Raw genomic sequence first — 16032 nt, 5'->3', positions numbered from 1 at the left:
TGCCGGTTCGGCGACAGGCGTGAGGTATTTGCGGCCTAGAATCAGGCCGCCTCCAGGCGCTGGGGCGAGATACTGTCCACAAGGCCCCAGGCGAGGGCCTCTTCCGCCGTCATGAAGTTGTCCCGGTCGAGCGCCGCTTCGACTTCCTCGATCGAGCGCCCGCAATGCCTGGCGTAAAGGCCGTTCAGCCGGGCGCGCATCTTCATGATGTTCGAGGCGTGGATCAGGAGATCGCTTGCCTGGCCCTGGTAGCCCCCGGAAGGCTGGTGCACCATGATGGATGTGTTGGGCAGGGCGACGCGCCTGCCCGGTTCCCCGGCCATCAGGACGAAGGAGCCGAGCGAATAGGCCGACCCCATGCACAGCGTCGAGACGGGGCTCTTGATGAACTGCATGGTGTCATAGATGGCGAAGCCGCTGGTAACGGAGCCCCCAGGCGAATTGATGTAGATCGAGATTTCCTTTCGCGGATTCTCGGCTTCCAGGAAAAGGAGCTGCGCGCAGACCAGGGCCGAAACATCGTCGTCGATCGGTCCGTTGATGAAGATGATGCGTTCCCGCAGCATTCGGGAGAAGATGTCGAAGGAACGCTCGCCGCGCTGCGACTGTTCGACGACCATCGGAATGAGGGCGTTCATCGTATCCTTCTCCGGTTCAGGCTGCCCGAAGCATCACGACGGGCTGGTTCAGGTTTGCGGCGACCGGCTTCAGCACGAAGCCGCCGTGGGTGATGCGCACGAGCGTGCCGCCCTCGCGGGCCGGGGCGAGATCGAAGGTGACGATGCTGTCGAGCCTGCTGGTGCCATCGTCTTCCCGCCAGGCATAGCGCAGGTGGCGCGGGGGATCGCTGGACAGCAGCCTGCACTCCACATCGCCGGCGAGACCAACCGCCCGGCCATCGAAGCGCACTTTTCCCTCATCCGTCAGGGATTTCGCCGGTGCCAGCCAGGTGGCGACATTATCCGGCACGGCGAGGGCACGCCAGACCTTCGCAAGCGGCTCGTCCAGCCTGCATTCGAAGACGAGGTCTTCCGGCTGTTGTTCGCTCGCCCTGTCCGGCCGCTGTGTCGTCGGTGCATCACCAATCGTCATTGGTCCATATCCTTGAGCACGGTCCTGAGCCTTTCGAGCCTTTCCGGCCAGAAGGCTCGGTAGCGGTCCAACCAGTCGGCCAAAGGCGTCAGCGCCTGCGGGACGGCACGGTAATGTGCGTTGCGGCCCTGGCGCCTCTCCGTCACCAGTCCCGCCTGCCTGAGTACGGCCAGGTGCTGCGAGATGGCCGGCTGCGAGACGTCGAAGCCCGCCTTGAGCTCTGAGACGCTCATTTCCCTGCCGGCGAGCCTTTCGAACACGGCGCGGCGGGTTGGATCGGCGAGGGCGCGGAAGAGATCTGGCTGGATCATGTGATATACATAAGCATGTACTTATGGATTCGGCAATGGAAATTTTCCGGGTGCGTGGGCATCCCGTTCATGGGCAGGAATCCGTCGCCGAAGCCGGGGAAAGATGCCTGTCCTCTCAGAGCTTGGATTGGCTCGTATGGACGCACGACGCTCGACAAGGAGAAAGAGAGGGCCCGATGCCCTGCGTCCGGCAAGCCTCCAGCAAGCGCATTTCGCCTTCAGACGGAGGCGTCATGAATCAAAACCGCTTGTTATTCCTGCATATCAGGCCGGACGACCGGTTCTGCCCGACCGCGTTTTGTCCTAGACCGCTTCCAGGAATTTCTCGGCCTCGCTGAGGCTCACGGAGACGAGCTGGCTCACCCCGCGCTCCGCCATGGTGACGCCGAAGAGGCGGTTCATGCGGGCCATGGTGATCGGGTTGTGGGTAATCGTCACGAAACGTGTTTCGGTCTGCTGGATCATGGAGTCCAGCAGGTCACAGAAGCGTTCCACATTGGCGTCGTCCAGCGGCGCATCGACTTCGTCCAGAACGCAGATCGGCGCGGGATTGGTGAGGAACACCGCGAAGATGAGGGCCATGGCCGTCAATGCCTGCTCGCCGCCGGAGAGAAGCGACAGGGTCTGCGGTTTTTTGCCCGGAGGGCGGGCCAGCATTTCGAGGCCGGCCTCGAGCGGATCGTCCGATTCGGTGAGCTGCAACTCGGCCGTGCCGCCGCCGAACAGGGTCTGGAACAGGCGCTGGAAATGGCCATTGACGATGTCGAAGGCGGCCAGAAGCCTCTCGCGCCCCTCGCGGTTCAGTCCGGCGATGGCCTGGCGCAGGCGCTTGATCGCCTCGATGAGATCGTCCCGCTCGGCCACCAGCCCGTCGAATTGGGTCTGCACATCCTTCTGCTCGTCCTCGGCGCGCAGGTTGACGGCACCCAGGCGCTCGCGTTCCCGCTTGGCCTCCTCGAGCGCGCGCTCGACGTCCCGGCGATCGGGAATCGGGGTGTCCGGCGCGAGATTGGCGAGCTTGAGCAGGCCCGTGGGCGCGACGTTCAAGGCTTCCTCGATCTCCGAGACGATCTGGGCGCGCCGCGCGCGCAGGGCATCGAGCTTCTCCTCGGAGCGTACCTGTTCCTCGCGGGACTGGCTGAGGGCGACAAGCGCGTCGCGGCCTTGGCGATCGGCCTGGGCCAGTCGGCTCTCGGCCTCGGCGAGGCGGTCGGCTGCGGCCTTGCGCGCGGCTTCGGCTGTCTCCGTTTCGCTCATGAGCGCTCGGCGGCGGGCGGCGAAGACCACGGGGGCATCGTCGAAGCCGGCGCGTTCGACCTCCAGCTCGGTGAGGCGATTCGTGAGGGTTTCGATCTGGGCCGTGCCGCCTTGCTGGCGTTCCGCCCAAGACCTGGCTTCCTGCAGGATGGCCGACAGGCGCCGAAGACGCAGTTCTCCCTCGCGTGCGAGGGTCTGGGCCTGGGCGCGTGCTTCGGCCACGGCCCCGCGGCCCTGCGCCACGGTGCTGCGTAACGCCTGGAGCCTGGCATTGAGCGCGCCGCCATCAGGCAGCGACGCTAGGACTTCGCGCGCGGCTTCGCAGGCTTCTCTTGCCTCCTCAAGGTCGTCGCCGAGACGGTTGCCGGCTTCCGTGAGGGCGGATAGGCGGCTGGCGAGTTGCGCGGCCTGGCGTTCGGCGGTTGCGGCTCGTTCGCGCAGCTGCTCGGCCTCACGGTTGAGCATGCGCCAGGTGTCCCGGGCGCCGCGTTCGCGCTCTCCGGCCTCGCGCAGGGCCGCCTGCGCGGCCTCCGCGGCCTGTCGTCGGGGTTCGACCGCTTCGCGCGCGGCCTCCGCTTCCTGTTCCAGTTCGGCAAGGCGATTGCGCTCGGCGAGCCGTCTCGCCGCGGCAGAGGGAGCCTCGGCGGCGGCCACGAAGCCGTCCCACCGCCACAGGTCGCCCTGGCGGCTCACCAGACGCTGGCCGGGGGCAAGCAGGGCCTTGAGGCGCTGGCCGTCCTCCTTCGGGACGATGCCGATCTGCGCGAGGCGGCGCCGCAGGCTCTCTTGGCCTCGCACGAAGGCGGCAAGGGGCTCGACGCCATCGGGCAACGCGGGATCGCCGGCGGACGGTTCGGCACCGGACCAATGCGCCGGCGCTGCGAGATCCGTCGGGGCGTCGATGTCGTCGCCGAGAGCAGCGCCAAGCGCTACTTCATAGCCCTTGGTGACCTTGAGCTTGTCGGCGATGGGCGGATATTTGGCGCCGGCCGGCGTCAGCACCAGCTTGGCGAGCGTGCGCGCCTCCGTTTCCAGCCGGCTGGCGGAGCGCTCGGCTTCCTGCAGGGGAGTGCGGGAGGCGACTTCGGCTTCCCTCGCGCGAGCATGCTGGCCCTCTGCCTCCATGGCTGCCTGCTCGGCCTCGCCGAGACGATGCTGCATTTCGGCGAGTTCTTCCCCCAGGCTCTCGGCGAGAGCCGCCGCGTTGGACCCGGCCTGCAATGCCTCGCTCTCGCGCCGCACGTCGGTCAGCTGGCGTTCCAGCCTCATGACACGGTCGCCTGTCTCGCGCTCGCTGCGTTCGGCCTGGGCACGCCCGGCCTGCAACTCGGCATAGTCGGTCTGCGCCTCGCCGAGCGCTTTCTCCTCGGCAGCGAGGTGGGTCTCGGCTTCGTGGAGGACTTCCTGCGCCTCGGCTGCCAGGTCTCCCGATGCCTCCTGCTCGTCCTTGAGGGCGGCCTCCTCGCCGGCAAGGCGCTCCAGCATGGTACCGGCATCGGCGATCATTGCCTTCTCGCGAGTGATGTCGGCTGCGGCCTGCGTGATGCGGTGGTCAAGCTCCACCTTGCGCTGCTCGGCGCGCCGTTCTTCCTGCTGCAAGGCCTCGCGCGCGGTCGTCAGGCGATGCAGTTCGGCGGCTGCGGCCGCTTCCGCCTCGCGCAGGGGCGGCATCTCATGGGCGGCGATGGCGGCAAGGCGCGCGGCTTCCGCCTGCGCGCGGGTGCGCTCCGCCACCGAGCGGATATCGTGGTCGAGACGCTGCTCCGCTTCGATCACCAGCCGGCCCGCTTCCTCGAAGGCTATATGGAAGAGCAGTGCCTCGGCCTGGCGAATCTCGTTGGAGAGGCCGCGATAGCGAAATGCCTGGCGCGACTGACGCTTGAGACCCTCGAGCTGCGATTCGATCTGGGTGAGCACGTCCTCCAGGCGTTCGAGATTGCTCTCGGCCGCTTTCAGGCGCAGCTCGGCCTCGTGGCGGCGCGAATGCAGGCCCGAAATGCCGGCCGCCTCTTCCAGGATCCGGCGGCGCGACTGGGGCTTGGCGGCGATCAGCTCCGCGATCTGCCCCTGGCGCACCATGGCGGGGGAGCGGGCGCCGGTGGAGGCGTCGGCAAAGATGAGCTGCACGTCGCGCGCGCGGACCTCGCGCCCGTTGATGCGGTAGTTGGAGCCGCGATCCCGCTCGATGCGCCGGGAGATCTCCAGGATGTCGACATCGTTGAAGGCGGCGGGGGCCGTGCGGTCCTTGTTCTCGACGGTGAGGATGACCTCGGCCATGTTGCGCGCCGGCCGGTTGCCGGAGCCGCCGAAAATGACATCGTCCATTTCGGCGGCGCGCAGATTCTTGTGGGAGCTTTCACCCATCACCCAACGCAGGGACTCGACCAGGTTCGACTTGCCGCACCCGTTCGGCCCGACGACACCCGTCAATCCGGGTTCGATCAGGAAGTCCGTCGGTTCGACAAACGACTTGAAGCCGAGAAGCCTGAGCTTGGTTAGTTTCATTCATCACCCCGCAACCAGGCCTCGCGAGGGCGACGGCTGCTATCAGGACTTGATAAACGGATCCGCGGTCTTGGCGAACTCATCCAACGTGATTTCACCACTCTTCTTGATACCATTGATGAAGAAAGTCGGCGTTCCGTCGATATTGAAGACTTTCTCGCCGCGATCCTTCACCGCGCTCACGCCACCATAGAGCGTCTGGTCTTTCAAGCAGGCCTGGAACTGTTCCTGTGTAAAACCCGACTGCTTGGCGATGGCGAACAGGCCCGGCAGCACCTGCTTGGGATCATCGACGAAGGCCCAGTTGTCCTGCTGGGCGAAGAGGACGTCGAGCACGGTGTAATATTTGTTCGCGTCGTTGTTGGCGATGCAGCGGGCCAGCATGAAGCCGGCGGTGGCGCGGGGATCGAGGGGAAACTCGCGCATCGTCCACAGCACCTTGCCGGTATCGATGTACTTTTCCTTGATGGCCGGGAAGACGTCCTTGGCGAAGCGCGCGCAGTGCGGGCAGGTCATCGAGGCATATTCATAGACCTTGACCGGCGCGTCCGGCTTTCCCAGGGCGATGTCCGGGATCGGGCCGGGGACGGCGAGCTCGAGGAGGCTTACCTTGTCGTCGGCAGCCAGGGCGGGCAGGGCCGGCAGCGCCGAGGTCGCCGCGAGGGCTGCGATCAGGGTGCGGCGGTTAAGGATCGGGCTCATCGGCTCATCATGTCCTTTTCTGGATGTGCATCTGCGCTGCAGACGTGCGGTACTTGAGACGCACAATTATGGCAACAGGCAGACGAGACGGTTTCACGGAGCTGTGACCGGTTTTGAGCCGCGCACCTGCCGCCCGAGCCGCTCCAGCGCTTCCCGCAATCCCTGGTCCTCGATTCCCCCGAGGTCCTTCTCCAACTGCCGGGCGGCGGCGGGAGAAAGCTCCGGAGGCCTGGGGCGCTCGCGGCGTTCGGGATGCTCGACCGGTCCCTGCTTGAGCCGCAGCTTGCCGACGCAGCGCCAGCCGAACACGGCGTTGATCCGCTCGATGATCTGGGCCGCACCCATCTCCACTTCCAGAGCGAAGGCGCTTTCCACCCGCAGAATCAACGTGGCCGGCTGGGCTGGCGTATCCGGCTTGTCCATCTTCGGACGCGGCGGCCATTGGATCTTCAGCGGTTGCGACTGTTCGGCGAGCCGCACCCCGACGATATCCGGCCAGTGGCCGATGATGTCGGCGGTGGCGAAGCCGCGCGCCTTCAGGGCGTCGGCCAGTGCGGGGCCGAGCAGGTCGGAAAAGGGGCGGGCGGAGCGCGCCTTGAAGGAAGGGGACTTGTTGATCATGGGCAAAGCATGGAATGAGGGGCCATGCTGAATCCTGCGCCTTCCGAGGTCAAGTACTCCGATGCCTTGCTGGCCTGGTATGACAGGCACCGGCGGCGGTTGCCTTGGCGTTCCCTGCCGGGCGAGACACCCGATCCCTATCGTGTCTGGCTCTCGGAGATCATGCTTCAGCAGACCACCGTAAAGACCGTAGGGCCTTATTTTCAGACCTTCGTCTCACGTTGGCCCACCGTAAAGGCCCTTGCGGCGGACGATATCGAGGAGGTTCTCAAGGCCTGGGCCGGGCTCGGCTATTATTCGCGGGCGCGCAACCTCCATGCCTGTGCGCGCTTCGTCAGCGAGCGGCTCGGCGGGCGTTTTCCCGATTCGGTCGAGGGACTGCGACAGTTGCCCGGCGTGGGCGCCTATACGGCGGCGGCGGTGGCCTCCATCGCATTCAACCGCCATGCCGCCGTCGTTGACGGCAATGTGGAGCGCGTGGTGACGCGGCTCGAGGCCATCGAGACGCCGCTTCCCCAGGCCAAGCCCGCCATCGCGGCGATCGTGGGACGGCTGACGCCCTTCGACCGTCCCGGCGATTTCGCACAGGCGATGATGGACCTCGGCGCCACCATCTGCACGCCGAAGCGACCGGCCTGTTCCCTGTGTCCCTTCATGCCGCTTTGCCAGGCCCGCGTCGAAGGCACGCAGGAAAGTTTTCCGCGCAAGGCGCCGAAGGCGAAACGTCCCTTGCGCAAGGGGGCGGCGTTCTGGCTGACCCGCCCGGACGGTTGGGTGCTTGTGCGCAAGCGGCCGGACAAAGGGCTGCTGGGGGGCATGACCGAAATCCCTTCGAGCGCCTGGAGCGAGGATTTCGATGCCGCGACTGCCATCGCCCATGCCCCGCTCAAGGCGAAATGGCGCAGGCTGGCGGGAGAGGTGGGCCACGGCTTCACCCATTTCGAGCTTGCCGTCACCGTCTACGCCGCCGACGCCGCAGTGACCACCAGGGCGCCGTCGGATTGCCGGTGGGTTCGCCTCGCCGATCTCGATGGCGAGGCACTGCCGACCGTGATGCGCAAGATCGCTGCGCTGGCTCGTGGCGCCTAGAGTGACGTGGGTCATCCCCGCCAGCATTGGCAACGCGGACGCTTCGCCGATTTGTGAATTATACGTTATTCTTCATTTATATCGATTTTAATTGAATATTGAAAACTAATAACCTTACGATACTTGATTTGATACGCTGCGTAATTTAATTTTTCTCTTGCGTTTGGCGCTCCATCGGCCAGCATGAGACTGGACTCGCAGTTGGGGGCCTCATGGCGTTTGTTGCCGCTCTGTTGATCGGCTTGGTTGCCGGTTTGCGCACTTTTACGGCCCCGGCGGCCATCAGTTGGGCCGCCTATCTCGGCTGGCTTCCGCTGCAGAATTCGCCCTTCGCCTTCATGGGGCACGCGTTCACGCTGTGGATATTCACCCTCCTCGCCCTTCTGGAGCTGGTGGGTGACAAGCTTCCGTCGACGCCGAGCCGCAAGGTGCCGATGCAGTTCGGCGCGCGCATCGTGAGCGGAGCGTTCACCGGGACGGCGATCGGCTTCGCCGGCAGCGGCCTCGGCATGGTATGCCTGATCTCTGGCATCCTGGGTGCCGTGCTGGGCACTTTCGGTGGCCACGAAGTGCGTCGTCGTCTCGCCCTGGCCTTCGGCCGGGATATGCCGGCCGCGCTGATAGAGGACGTGGTCGCCCTCGGCGGCGCCTTCCTGATAGCGAGGTTCCTGCTATGAGCCGGTCATTCGACGCCATCATCATTGGGGCCGGGCAGGCCGGCCCCTCGCTCGCCGGGCGATTCAGCGCTGCCGGAAAGACGGTCGCGATGGTCGAGCGCAAACATGTTGGGGGCACCTGCGTCAATACTGGCTGCATGCCCACCAAGACGCTCGTGGCCAGTGCCTATGCCGCCCATGTCGCCCGCCGCGCCGCCGACTATGGCGTGTCGCTGGGCGGGACGGTCGGCGTCGACATGAAGAAGATCTGGGCACGCAAGCAAAAGGTGACGATGGACGCGCGCACCGGGCTCGAGTCCTGGCTCGGCGGCATGCCGGGGTGCAGTCTCATCCGGGGGCATGCTCGTTTTACCTCTCCCCAAGAGGTCGAGGTGAACGGCGAGCGCCTGGAGGCTCCCGGGATCTTCCTCAATGTCGGCGGCAGGGCTCATGTGCCCGATATGCCGGGCCTGGCCGAGATCGACTATCTCACCAACACCTCCATCGTGGAACTCGATTCGCTGCCGCGGCATCTGGTGGTGATCGGCGGTTCCTACATCGCCCTCGAATTCGCTCAGATGTATCGCCGCTTCGGCAGCGAAGTCACGGTGATCGAACGTGGGCCCCGGCTCGCGTCGAGGGAGGACGAAGATGTCTCGGCGGCGATCCGGGACATCCTGGAAAAGGAGGGGATCGCCGTTCGTGTCGGCGTGGACGATATCCGTTTCGCGCGACGGGGCGAGGAGGCTCTGGTAACGCTGGCGGGAAACGAGGAGATCGTCGGCTCCCATGTGCTGGTCGCCGTCGGCCGTGTTCCGAACACGGACGATCTCGGCCTCGACCGAGCGGGCGTCGCGACGGACAAGCGCGGCTTCATCCTGGTGGACGATCAACTGCGCACCAATGTCGATGGCGTCTGGGCGCTGGGTGACTGCAACGGCAGGGGCGCCTTCACCCACACGTCCTACAACGACTACGAGATCGCCGCCGCCAACATCTTCGACAACGATCCGCGACGTGTGAGCGATCGCATCACGGCTTATGCCCTCTATATCGATCCGCCGCTCGGCCGCATCGGCCAGACGGAGGACGAAGTGCGCCGCTCCGGCGTGAAGGCGCTGATCGGCACGCGCCCGATGACCCGTGTCGGCCGCGCCGTCGAGAAGGGCGAGACGCAGGGCTTCATGAAGGTGATCGTCGACGCCGGCAGCCACGCCATACTCGGCGCGGCGATCCTGGGGGTGGGCGGAGACGAGGTGATTCACGGCATGCTCGACGGCATGTATGCCCACGCGCCGTCGGGCGTCATACAGCGGGCCGTGCATATTCACCCGACCGTGTCCGAACTCGTACCGACCATGATCGGCGAAATGAAACCGCTGGTGTGAAATGAGGAAGCGGTCCGGCTGGCCGCTTCGAACCATGCGCCACGCGCACCGGCGCCCCTATGCAACACGCGCCATTTATACCACGCGATAGTCCGTGTTGGGTCAGGTCTTCAAGCCTGGCCCTTCTGGAGACGCAATAGCGCGCAGATTTCTGCCCTTTCTGCACCTCGATACCTCCCGATCACCTGCTTGTTGATTTTTTGAGTCACGCGCGCGTCACGCCGGAGTCACGCAAAGTCCCCCTGCCACGAGCAGCCGATAGCGGGCGCGCAAGCCCGCTTCCGTTCCTTCGCGAGGGGGAAACAAGTGGCGATGTTTCGTGAGACGGGACGGCCGCCCACTGCGGGCGTCTGCAGCAAAGAGAGACCGATGGGGGCCATGACCGGCAGCTTGCTGAAGACCTACGCCAACTCCGATGCCCTGGACCTGGCCGGTCTCGTGAAGCGGGGTGAGGTCTCTCCCATGGAACTGGTGGAGGCTGCCATCGCGCTCGTCGAGCATCTCAATCCCAAGCTCAACGCCGTGATCCATCGTCTCTATGACGTCGGGCGTGCTTCCGCAGCCATGGTCAACCGTGAGGCGCCTTTCGCCGGCGTGCCGTTCCTCATCAAGGAACTCGTCACCTCTTGGAAGGGCGCGCCCTTCACAAACTCCTCCCGTTACCTGAAGGGAATCGTCGCTGCCGGTGATTCGGAGATCGTGCGCCGGATCAAGGCAGCGGGGCTGGTGACCATAGGCAAGTCGAACGCACCCGAATTCGGCCTCTCCATCGCCACCGAGCCAAAGCTCTACGGCGCGACCCGCAATCCCTGGAGGGATGAGATCACCGTGGGCGGCTCGAGCGGCGGCGCGGCTGCGGCGGTGGCCGCCCGAATGGTGCCGATTGCAGACGCCAGCGACGGGGCCGGCTCGATCCGAATCCCCGCCTCCTGCTGCGGGATCGTCGGCCTGAAGCCTTCGCGCGGGCGCATCACCCTCTCACCCGCCGTGGATTGCTGGTACGGGGGCGTCCATTCCCTGTGCTGCGCCCGCAGCGTGCGTGACACCGCCGCCTATCTCGATGCATTGGCCGGGGGACTCCCCGGCGATCCCTATACGCCGCCCGAACCGGAGGACAGCTGGCTCAGCCTGTCCACGCGGATGCCGAGACGGCTGCGCATCGGCTTCACCGTGACGCCGCCGAACGGAGCCCCCACCGATCCCCGGGTGAAGGCGGCGGTCCTCGCCACGGCGAAGGAACTGGAAGGCTTCGGGCACATCGTGGAAGAACACGACATGCCATTCGACGCCAACGCCGCATGGAAGACCTATGCTCATATGATCGCGGTGGAATCGGCGGCTGAGTTCGAGTGGCTGGAGACGAAGGTGGGGCGCCCGGTCACGAGGGAGGACGTCGAGGCCGTGACATGGGAGTTCATCGAGCGCGGGCGCAGCATCCGGGGCACCGATCACGCCCGTAGCGTGGAGGATCTGCGCCGGATCGGCCGCATCATCGCCAGCGACCTCTTGCCCTATGACATCCTCGTCACGCCGACCCTGACGCAATTGCCGCGGCCGGTGGGGTATTACGACATGGGCGAGACGGACCTCGATCGTTATCTCTCGCGCTGGATGGATGCCGTCTTTGCCTTTCCCTTCAATATCAGCGGTCTGCCCGCGATCTCCCTGCCGCTTGGCTGGACGCCGGACGAGATCCCGATCGGGGTTCAACTCGTGGGACGCTACGGCGACGAGGCCACCGTTCTGGCGGCCTCGACACAATTGGAGACGGCGATGCCCTGGAAGGACCGGCGGCCGCTGGTGAGCGCCTAGGCGCCGCTCCCGGGGGGCTATCCCGCCGATCCCAGTTCCTTGCGCAGCACCGCGCGCAGATCGTCGATCAGCTTCAATTGCCCGTCGCCGCGATAGTGCCAGTAGGTCCAGCCGTTGCAGGCTGGCAGGCCCTGGGCCAGGGCGCCGATCTTGTGGATCGAGCCGACGATGTCGCCGAGCATGACGGATCCGTCGACGCGCACCCGGGCCTCGTGGCGGCCATTCGCGTCGGTGAGGATGTCGCCGGGCTGCAGGAGGCCACGTTCGATCACATGGGCGAAGGGAATGCGCGGCTCGGAGCGCTTCTCCGCTGGCGCCAGCATGGCCGCGTCGTCGACGGGCTGTGCGAGGGCGATGCGTTCGCGCGCATAGGCGATGTAGTCCTGGTCGCGCTCGATGCCGACGAAGTGACGGCCGAGCTTCTTGGCGACGGCGCCGGTCGTGCCGGAGCCGAAGAAGGGATCGAGCACGACATCGCCGGGCCGGGATGCCGATAGCAGGATGCGGGCGAGCAGGGCCTCGGGCTTCTGGGTCGGATGCGCCTTGCGGCCGTCCTCGCCCTTCAGCCGTTCCGTACCCGTGCAGAGGGGGATCAGCCAGTCGGAGCGCATCTGCACATCCTCGTTGCCGGCCTTCAGCGCCTCATAGTTGAACGTGTAGCGCGAGCGCTGGTCGCGCGAGGCCCAGATCAGGGTCTCGTGGGCATTGGTGAAGCGCTTGCCCCGGAAGTTCGGCATCGGGTTGGACTTGCGCCAGACGATGTCGTTGAGGATCCAGAAGCCGAGATCCTGGAGGCTGGAGCCTACCCGGAAGATATTGTGGTAGGAGCCGATCACCCACAGGGTCGCGTCCGGCTTCATCACGCGCTTCACGCCGGCAAGCCAGGCCGCGGTGAAGTCGTCGTAATGGCGCAGCGAGGCGAACTTGTCCCACTCATCGTCGACGGCGTCGACCATGGAATTGTCGGGGCGCTGAAGATCGCCGCCCAATTGAAGATTGTAAGGAGGATCCGCAAAGACCAGATCGACGCTATGCGCCGGCAACCGCTCGAGAGCGGCAATGCAATCCCCTTCAATGATGGTGTCGAGAGGGAGAATCCCACCCGGCGATACGGCCGGGCGAGATTCGCCTTTCTTCGACCCTGGGCTCATCCGAAGCATTGTGGCAGCTCCGGTACGCGAGATACTCATGGGATACTCATACGCAACGCTACTCGACCTACGAGTGGAATCCTCGCCGTGTTTGGTAAATTCCGCGTTGCCATGATGAGAAAAAATTCGTGCCGGATCGGGACGAGTGTCGTAATTCTTCAGACCAAGCGATGGCACGACTCGAATCCGAAGCGCAGGCCGGCTCGTTCAAGGCGTCCTGCGCTTCAACGTGAAACAGGGAAGAAACATGCTCAAGAATATCGATCCGCTGCTCAATGCCGACGTGCTTTATGCCCTCCGGGCGATGGGGCACGGCGATACGCTGGTGATCTGCGACACCAATTTTCCAGCCGATTCGGTGGCTCGCGAGACGGTACTCGGCGATCTCCTGCGGATCGACGGAGTGAGCGCGGCGCGCGCCGTGCAGGCCATCCTGTCGGTGATTCCGCTCGATACCTTCGTGGATGATTCGGCCCGCCGCATGGAGATCGTCGGCTCCCCCGGTGAGATTCCGGCGGTCCAGCAGGAGGTACAGGCCGAGATCGACAAGGCCGAGGGCAAGTCCTGGCCGATGACCTCGATCGAGCGCATGGCATTCTATGAACACGCCAAGAACGCCTATTGCGTGATCACGACCGGCGAGCGCCGCTTCTATGGCTGCTTCATCTTCAGGAAGGGTGTCATCGCGCCGTAAGCGCCATTCCGGGCGCATGGGCCTCCTGCCGTCCCATCCCTGCCGCCGTGTGGCGTTGCAAGGACAGGTCGGGATGCCCGTGCCCCCGGAGGAGTTGCTTTCCCGCAGGCGTCGGCGTTCAGGACCGGATGAGGATCTCCCCGCTTCCGGCGAAATGGGCCTTCAGCCGCCCGAAGGAACGGCGGTGGTGCCGGCAGGGGCCATGGGTGTCGATCGCCCTCGTATGCTCAGCCGTGCCATAGCCCATATGCCGCTCGAAGCCGTAGAGCGGGAACTCGGCGGCGAGTCTGGTCATCAGCCGGTCACGGGTGACCTTGGCGATGATCGACGCGGCCGAGATGGCCGGAACCAGTGCGTCGCCGTCGACGATGGCGCGGGCGGGAATGCCGAGGCCGTGCGGCACGTCCTTGCCATCGATTTCCACCGAGGTCGGCCGGATGGAAAGTCCCCTTACCGCGCGGCGCATGGCATCGAGCGTGGCACCCCGGATATTGAGGCGCTCGATCAATTCGGGGCTGGAGAAGGCCACGGAGACAGCGAGCGCGCTCGTCATGATCGCGGCATAGAGTTCCTCGCGCACGGCGGCGGTAATGACCTTGGAATCGGCAAGCCCCGGGGGAACGTTCTGGGGATCGAGGATCACGGCGGCAGCCGATACCGGACCGGCAAGGGGGCCGCGGCCTGCTTCATCGACGCCGGCGAGAAGAATCTTTGTCATGATCTGCCGTTAGAAGATTCCCGGGGCGAGTTCCAGCCACAACAGCGCCCGCACCCGAGACACAATTCGTGACTTGCTTTGTGTCCGGGGCGTGTCAAACTTGGCTATCGTCTCGATAAGTCACAGGAATATCGCTTTTCCACAGCAGAGCGGCGCACATTGCCGCGGGGCAGGTCCGGATGCAGAAACAGGTGAGCGAGGACGAAACCATGGCCACCGAGCCTTCCGATTACCAGCCGCCGGCCGAGGTCCCGCCCGCCCAGGTGCCGCCTTCCAGCAAGCAGGGTCTGCTGAACGATCATGTCTTCGAGAGGCTCGTCCATGACGAGGAGGATGTCGTCGGCCTGCTGGCCTATTCGCTTTCCATGCAGAACAAGCGCGATTGGCTGCTTGCCTTCCACAAGGAAGTGGGCCGCGATCCGACGCCTTCGGAACTGGCCGCGTACGACATAGGCGAGCGCATCGACCGGCGCCTGGCAACTTATCGAAAACTCGCGGAGTATGCGCTGTCGGGCAATGCCTTCTGGGCCTCCGCAACGCTCACGCCCGTGAGCGAGTTGCCGGGAGCGCCCGCGATCGAACCCTCGGCGGCGCCAGCCGCAAAAGCCACTGGAAAGCCTTCCTGGTTCAGCGGCACGAAATCCCGCTAAAGCATTCCACTCTCACGCGGAATTGCCGCGAAACGTAAAATGATCGTGATTTCCGTATGTTTGACAGCAAGAGCGGTTCGGCCTGACCACATTTCGCGGTGGGAACACTTCAATTTCGGAGGCGGACTGCAACCGCCCATGATTTTCTACTGCTCCAACCTTGAGCGCGGACGTCAGTGACACCTGCCTCCGCTCAGAAAAGCGCGAGCTGTTCGCCAGCCCGTGTCGGCCTAGTGAAGAGATCCGTGCGCAGCTTGAGCCGGCGGGCGTTAAGGCCGAGCCGGGCGGCGGCGAGTTCGAAACGGCGGCCGATGGTCCAGGCATAGGGGCCGGTACCGGTCATGCGCAAGCCCCAGCGTGAATCGTAATCCTTGCCGTCGCGGGCGGACTTCATCAGCGAGAAGACATGGTTCAGGGCATCCGGCCGGTGCTCGGCGAGCCATTCCCGCATCAGTTCCGCCACTTCACGGGGCAGGCGCAGCATGACATAGCCGGCCTCGCGAGCGCCCGCCGCATGCGCGGCGTCGAGAATGCGCTCGATCTCGGCATCGTTGATCCTGGGAATGATCGGCGCCACCATCACAGTGACGGGAATGCCGGCATCCGCAAGCTGGCGCATCGCCTTCAGGCGCAGGGAGGGCGTTGCGGCGCGCGGTTCGAGAGAGCGGGCGAGCTTGGCGTCCAGCGTGGTGACCGAGAGCGCCACCTTGACGAGATCACGCCTGGCCATGCGCGCGAGGATGTCGATGTCGCGCGTGATCAGCGCCGATTTGGTGACGATGCCGACGGGATGGCCCGTACGCTCCAGCACCTCCAGGATCGAACGCGTGATACGCCGTTCGCGCTCGGCCGGCTGGTAGGGATCGGTGTTGGTGCCCATGGCAATGGTGCGTACTTCGTAATTGCGCGCCGAGAGCTCCTTTTCCAGCAAGGCCGCGGCTGCCGGCTTGGCGAACAGCTTCGCCTCGAAGTCGAGGCCGGCGGAAAGTCCCATATGCGCGTGCGTTGGACGGGCGAAGCAATAGACGCAGCCGTGCTCGCAGCCCCGATAGGGATTGATCGAGCGATCGAAGGAGATATCGGGTGAATCATTGAAGGTGATGATCTTGCGTGCCTGCTCGTCCTGAACTTCGGTGCGGAAGGGAGGCAGGTCCTCCATCGAGTTCCAGCCATCGTCCTCCAGGAAGCGCGACAGGCCCTCGAAGCGGCCGCTTGCATTGGAGACGGCGCCGCGTCCGCGCCGCTTGTCGATATTGATGACGGTGGTGCCGATCGGCGCCGCCGAAACGAGAGTATCCTTGATGATGGGCATACCCATTGGAAGCCTCCGGCAAGCCGTGTTCTCGAATCAGATTTCTCTGTTCTCATTAGAACAAAAAGAGAACA

The 16032-nt window shown here is 65.0% G+C and carries 15 protein-coding genes; 6 read left to right on the top strand and 9 right to left on the bottom strand.

The window, feature by feature from the left end; translation table 11 throughout:
* Positions 1–41 precede the first annotated feature (41 nt).
* The 6 genes from AC6H34_RS01380 to AC6H34_RS01355 form a co-directional block, all read right to left on the bottom strand.
* Entirely contained in the window at positions 42–638 is a 597-nt protein-coding gene (locus AC6H34_RS01380; protein ID WP_448146505.1) for an ATP-dependent Clp protease proteolytic subunit, read from the bottom strand.
* A gap of 16 nt (positions 639–654) precedes the next feature.
* On the bottom strand, positions 655–1092 hold the full coding sequence (locus AC6H34_RS01375; RefSeq protein ID WP_497537663.1) for an SRPBCC family protein: 438 nt from the start codon (positions 1090–1092) through the stop codon (positions 655–657).
* Positions 1089–1403, bottom strand: a complete 315-nt coding sequence (locus tag AC6H34_RS01370) for an ArsR/SmtB family transcription factor (protein WP_497537662.1) — start codon at positions 1401–1403, stop codon at positions 1089–1091. Before AC6H34_RS01370 ends, AC6H34_RS01375 begins: the two co-directional genes overlap by 4 nt.
* 303 nt (positions 1404–1706) lie before the next feature.
* Positions 1707–5165, bottom strand: coding sequence for a chromosome segregation SMC family protein (locus AC6H34_RS01365; protein ID WP_497537661.1), 3459 nt, complete (start codon positions 5163–5165; stop codon positions 1707–1709).
* A gap of 42 nt (positions 5166–5207) precedes the next feature.
* Positions 5208–5867, bottom strand: a complete 660-nt coding sequence (locus tag AC6H34_RS01360) for a DsbA family protein (RefSeq protein ID WP_448146509.1) — start codon at positions 5865–5867, stop codon at positions 5208–5210.
* A 93-nt stretch (positions 5868–5960) separates the two neighbouring features.
* Positions 5961–6488: a DUF721 domain-containing protein gene (locus AC6H34_RS01355; RefSeq protein ID WP_448146510.1), complete on the bottom strand. Its 528-nt coding sequence runs from the start codon at positions 6486–6488 to the stop codon at positions 5961–5963.
* Between the two features lie 24 nt (positions 6489–6512).
* On the opposite strand from AC6H34_RS01355, the gene mutY reads away from it, so the two are divergent.
* The 4 genes from mutY to AC6H34_RS01335 all read left to right on the top strand — a co-directional run bounded on the left by mutY (position 6513) and on the right by AC6H34_RS01335 (position 11433).
* Complete coding sequence (mutY, locus tag AC6H34_RS01350; RefSeq protein WP_497537660.1) at positions 6513–7577, top strand: A/G-specific adenine glycosylase; 1065 nt, start codon at positions 6513–6515, stop codon at positions 7575–7577.
* A gap of 212 nt (positions 7578–7789) precedes the next feature.
* Entirely contained in the window at positions 7790–8254 is a 465-nt protein-coding gene (locus AC6H34_RS01345; protein ID WP_448146511.1) for a DUF4126 family protein, read from the top strand.
* A complete protein-coding gene (locus AC6H34_RS01340) occupies positions 8251–9621 on the top strand; it encodes an FAD-containing oxidoreductase (protein WP_497537659.1) in 1371 nt (456 codons plus the stop codon). The genes AC6H34_RS01345 and AC6H34_RS01340 overlap by 4 nt, the downstream gene beginning before the upstream one ends.
* 378 nt (positions 9622–9999) lie before the next feature.
* Complete coding sequence (locus AC6H34_RS01335) at positions 10000–11433, top strand: amidase (RefSeq protein ID WP_497537658.1); 1434 nt, start codon at positions 10000–10002, stop codon at positions 11431–11433.
* 17 nt (positions 11434–11450) lie between these two features.
* Here AC6H34_RS01335 and AC6H34_RS01330 read toward each other — a convergent pair whose 3' ends face one another.
* Entirely contained in the window at positions 11451–12584 is a 1134-nt protein-coding gene (locus AC6H34_RS01330) for a site-specific DNA-methyltransferase (protein ID WP_448151242.1), read from the bottom strand.
* A gap of 247 nt (positions 12585–12831) precedes the next feature.
* Between AC6H34_RS01330 and AC6H34_RS01325 the strand changes: the two genes are divergently transcribed.
* On the top strand, positions 12832–13278 hold the full coding sequence (locus AC6H34_RS01325; protein ID WP_497537657.1) for an RbsD/FucU family protein: 447 nt from the start codon (positions 12832–12834) through the stop codon (positions 13276–13278).
* Positions 13279–13396: 118 nt separating this feature from the next.
* Here the strand turns inward: AC6H34_RS01325 and rnhB are convergent, their stop codons facing one another.
* On the bottom strand, positions 13397–13996 hold the full coding sequence (rnhB, locus tag AC6H34_RS01320) for a ribonuclease HII (RefSeq protein WP_497537656.1): 600 nt from the start codon (positions 13994–13996) through the stop codon (positions 13397–13399).
* 191 nt (positions 13997–14187) lie between these two features.
* Here rnhB and AC6H34_RS01315 point away from each other — a divergent pair, with 191 nt between their 5' ends.
* Positions 14188–14646, top strand: coding sequence for a hypothetical protein (locus tag AC6H34_RS01315; protein WP_448146516.1), 459 nt, complete (start codon positions 14188–14190; stop codon positions 14644–14646).
* Between the two features lie 193 nt (positions 14647–14839).
* Here the strand turns inward: AC6H34_RS01315 and AC6H34_RS01310 are convergent, their stop codons facing one another.
* Complete coding sequence (locus AC6H34_RS01310; RefSeq protein ID WP_497537655.1) at positions 14840–15964, bottom strand: PA0069 family radical SAM protein; 1125 nt, start codon at positions 15962–15964, stop codon at positions 14840–14842.
* Positions 15965–16032: the final 68 nt, after the last annotated feature.

The organism is Labrys sp. ALF-8 (assembly GCF_059699065.1).
The sequence above is the reverse complement of the archived record's forward strand: the minus strand, read 5'-3'. Positions and strand labels throughout refer to the sequence as shown.

Excerpts from the sequence above, each read along its gene's own strand:
- mutY (WP_497537660.1), top strand. The coding sequence starts at position 6,513 with ATGCTGAATCCTGCGCCTTCCGAGGTCAAGTACTCCGATGCCTTGCTG.
- AC6H34_RS01340 (WP_497537659.1), top strand. The coding sequence starts at position 8,251 with ATGAGCCGGTCATTCGACGCCATCATCATTGGGGCCGGGCAGGCCGGC.
- AC6H34_RS01360 (WP_448146509.1), bottom strand. The coding sequence starts at position 5,867 with ATGAGCCCGATCCTTAACCGCCGCACCCTGATCGCAGCCCTCGCGGCG.
- rnhB (WP_497537656.1), bottom strand. The coding sequence starts at position 13,996 with ATGACAAAGATTCTTCTCGCCGGCGTCGATGAAGCAGGCCGCGGCCCC.
- AC6H34_RS01365 (WP_497537661.1), bottom strand. The coding sequence starts at position 5,165 with ATGAAACTAACCAAGCTCAGGCTTCTCGGCTTCAAGTCGTTTGTCGAA.
- AC6H34_RS01335 (WP_497537658.1), top strand. The coding sequence starts at position 10,000 with ATGACCGGCAGCTTGCTGAAGACCTACGCCAACTCCGATGCCCTGGAC.
- AC6H34_RS01370 (WP_497537662.1), bottom strand. The coding sequence starts at position 1,403 with ATGATCCAGCCAGATCTCTTCCGCGCCCTCGCCGATCCAACCCGCCGC.
- AC6H34_RS01330 (WP_448151242.1), bottom strand. The coding sequence starts at position 12,584 with ATGAGCCCAGGGTCGAAGAAAGGCGAATCTCGCCCGGCCGTATCGCCG.
- AC6H34_RS01345 (WP_448146511.1), top strand. The coding sequence starts at position 7,790 with ATGGCGTTTGTTGCCGCTCTGTTGATCGGCTTGGTTGCCGGTTTGCGC.
- AC6H34_RS01380 (WP_448146505.1), bottom strand. The coding sequence starts at position 638 with ATGAACGCCCTCATTCCGATGGTCGTCGAACAGTCGCAGCGCGGCGAG.
- AC6H34_RS01310 (WP_497537655.1), bottom strand. The coding sequence starts at position 15,964 with ATGGGTATGCCCATCATCAAGGATACTCTCGTTTCGGCGGCGCCGATC.
- AC6H34_RS01355 (WP_448146510.1), bottom strand. The coding sequence starts at position 6,488 with ATGATCAACAAGTCCCCTTCCTTCAAGGCGCGCTCCGCCCGCCCCTTT.
- AC6H34_RS01375 (WP_497537663.1), bottom strand. The coding sequence starts at position 1,092 with ATGACGATTGGTGATGCACCGACGACACAGCGGCCGGACAGGGCGAGC.
- AC6H34_RS01325 (WP_497537657.1), top strand. The coding sequence starts at position 12,832 with ATGCTCAAGAATATCGATCCGCTGCTCAATGCCGACGTGCTTTATGCC.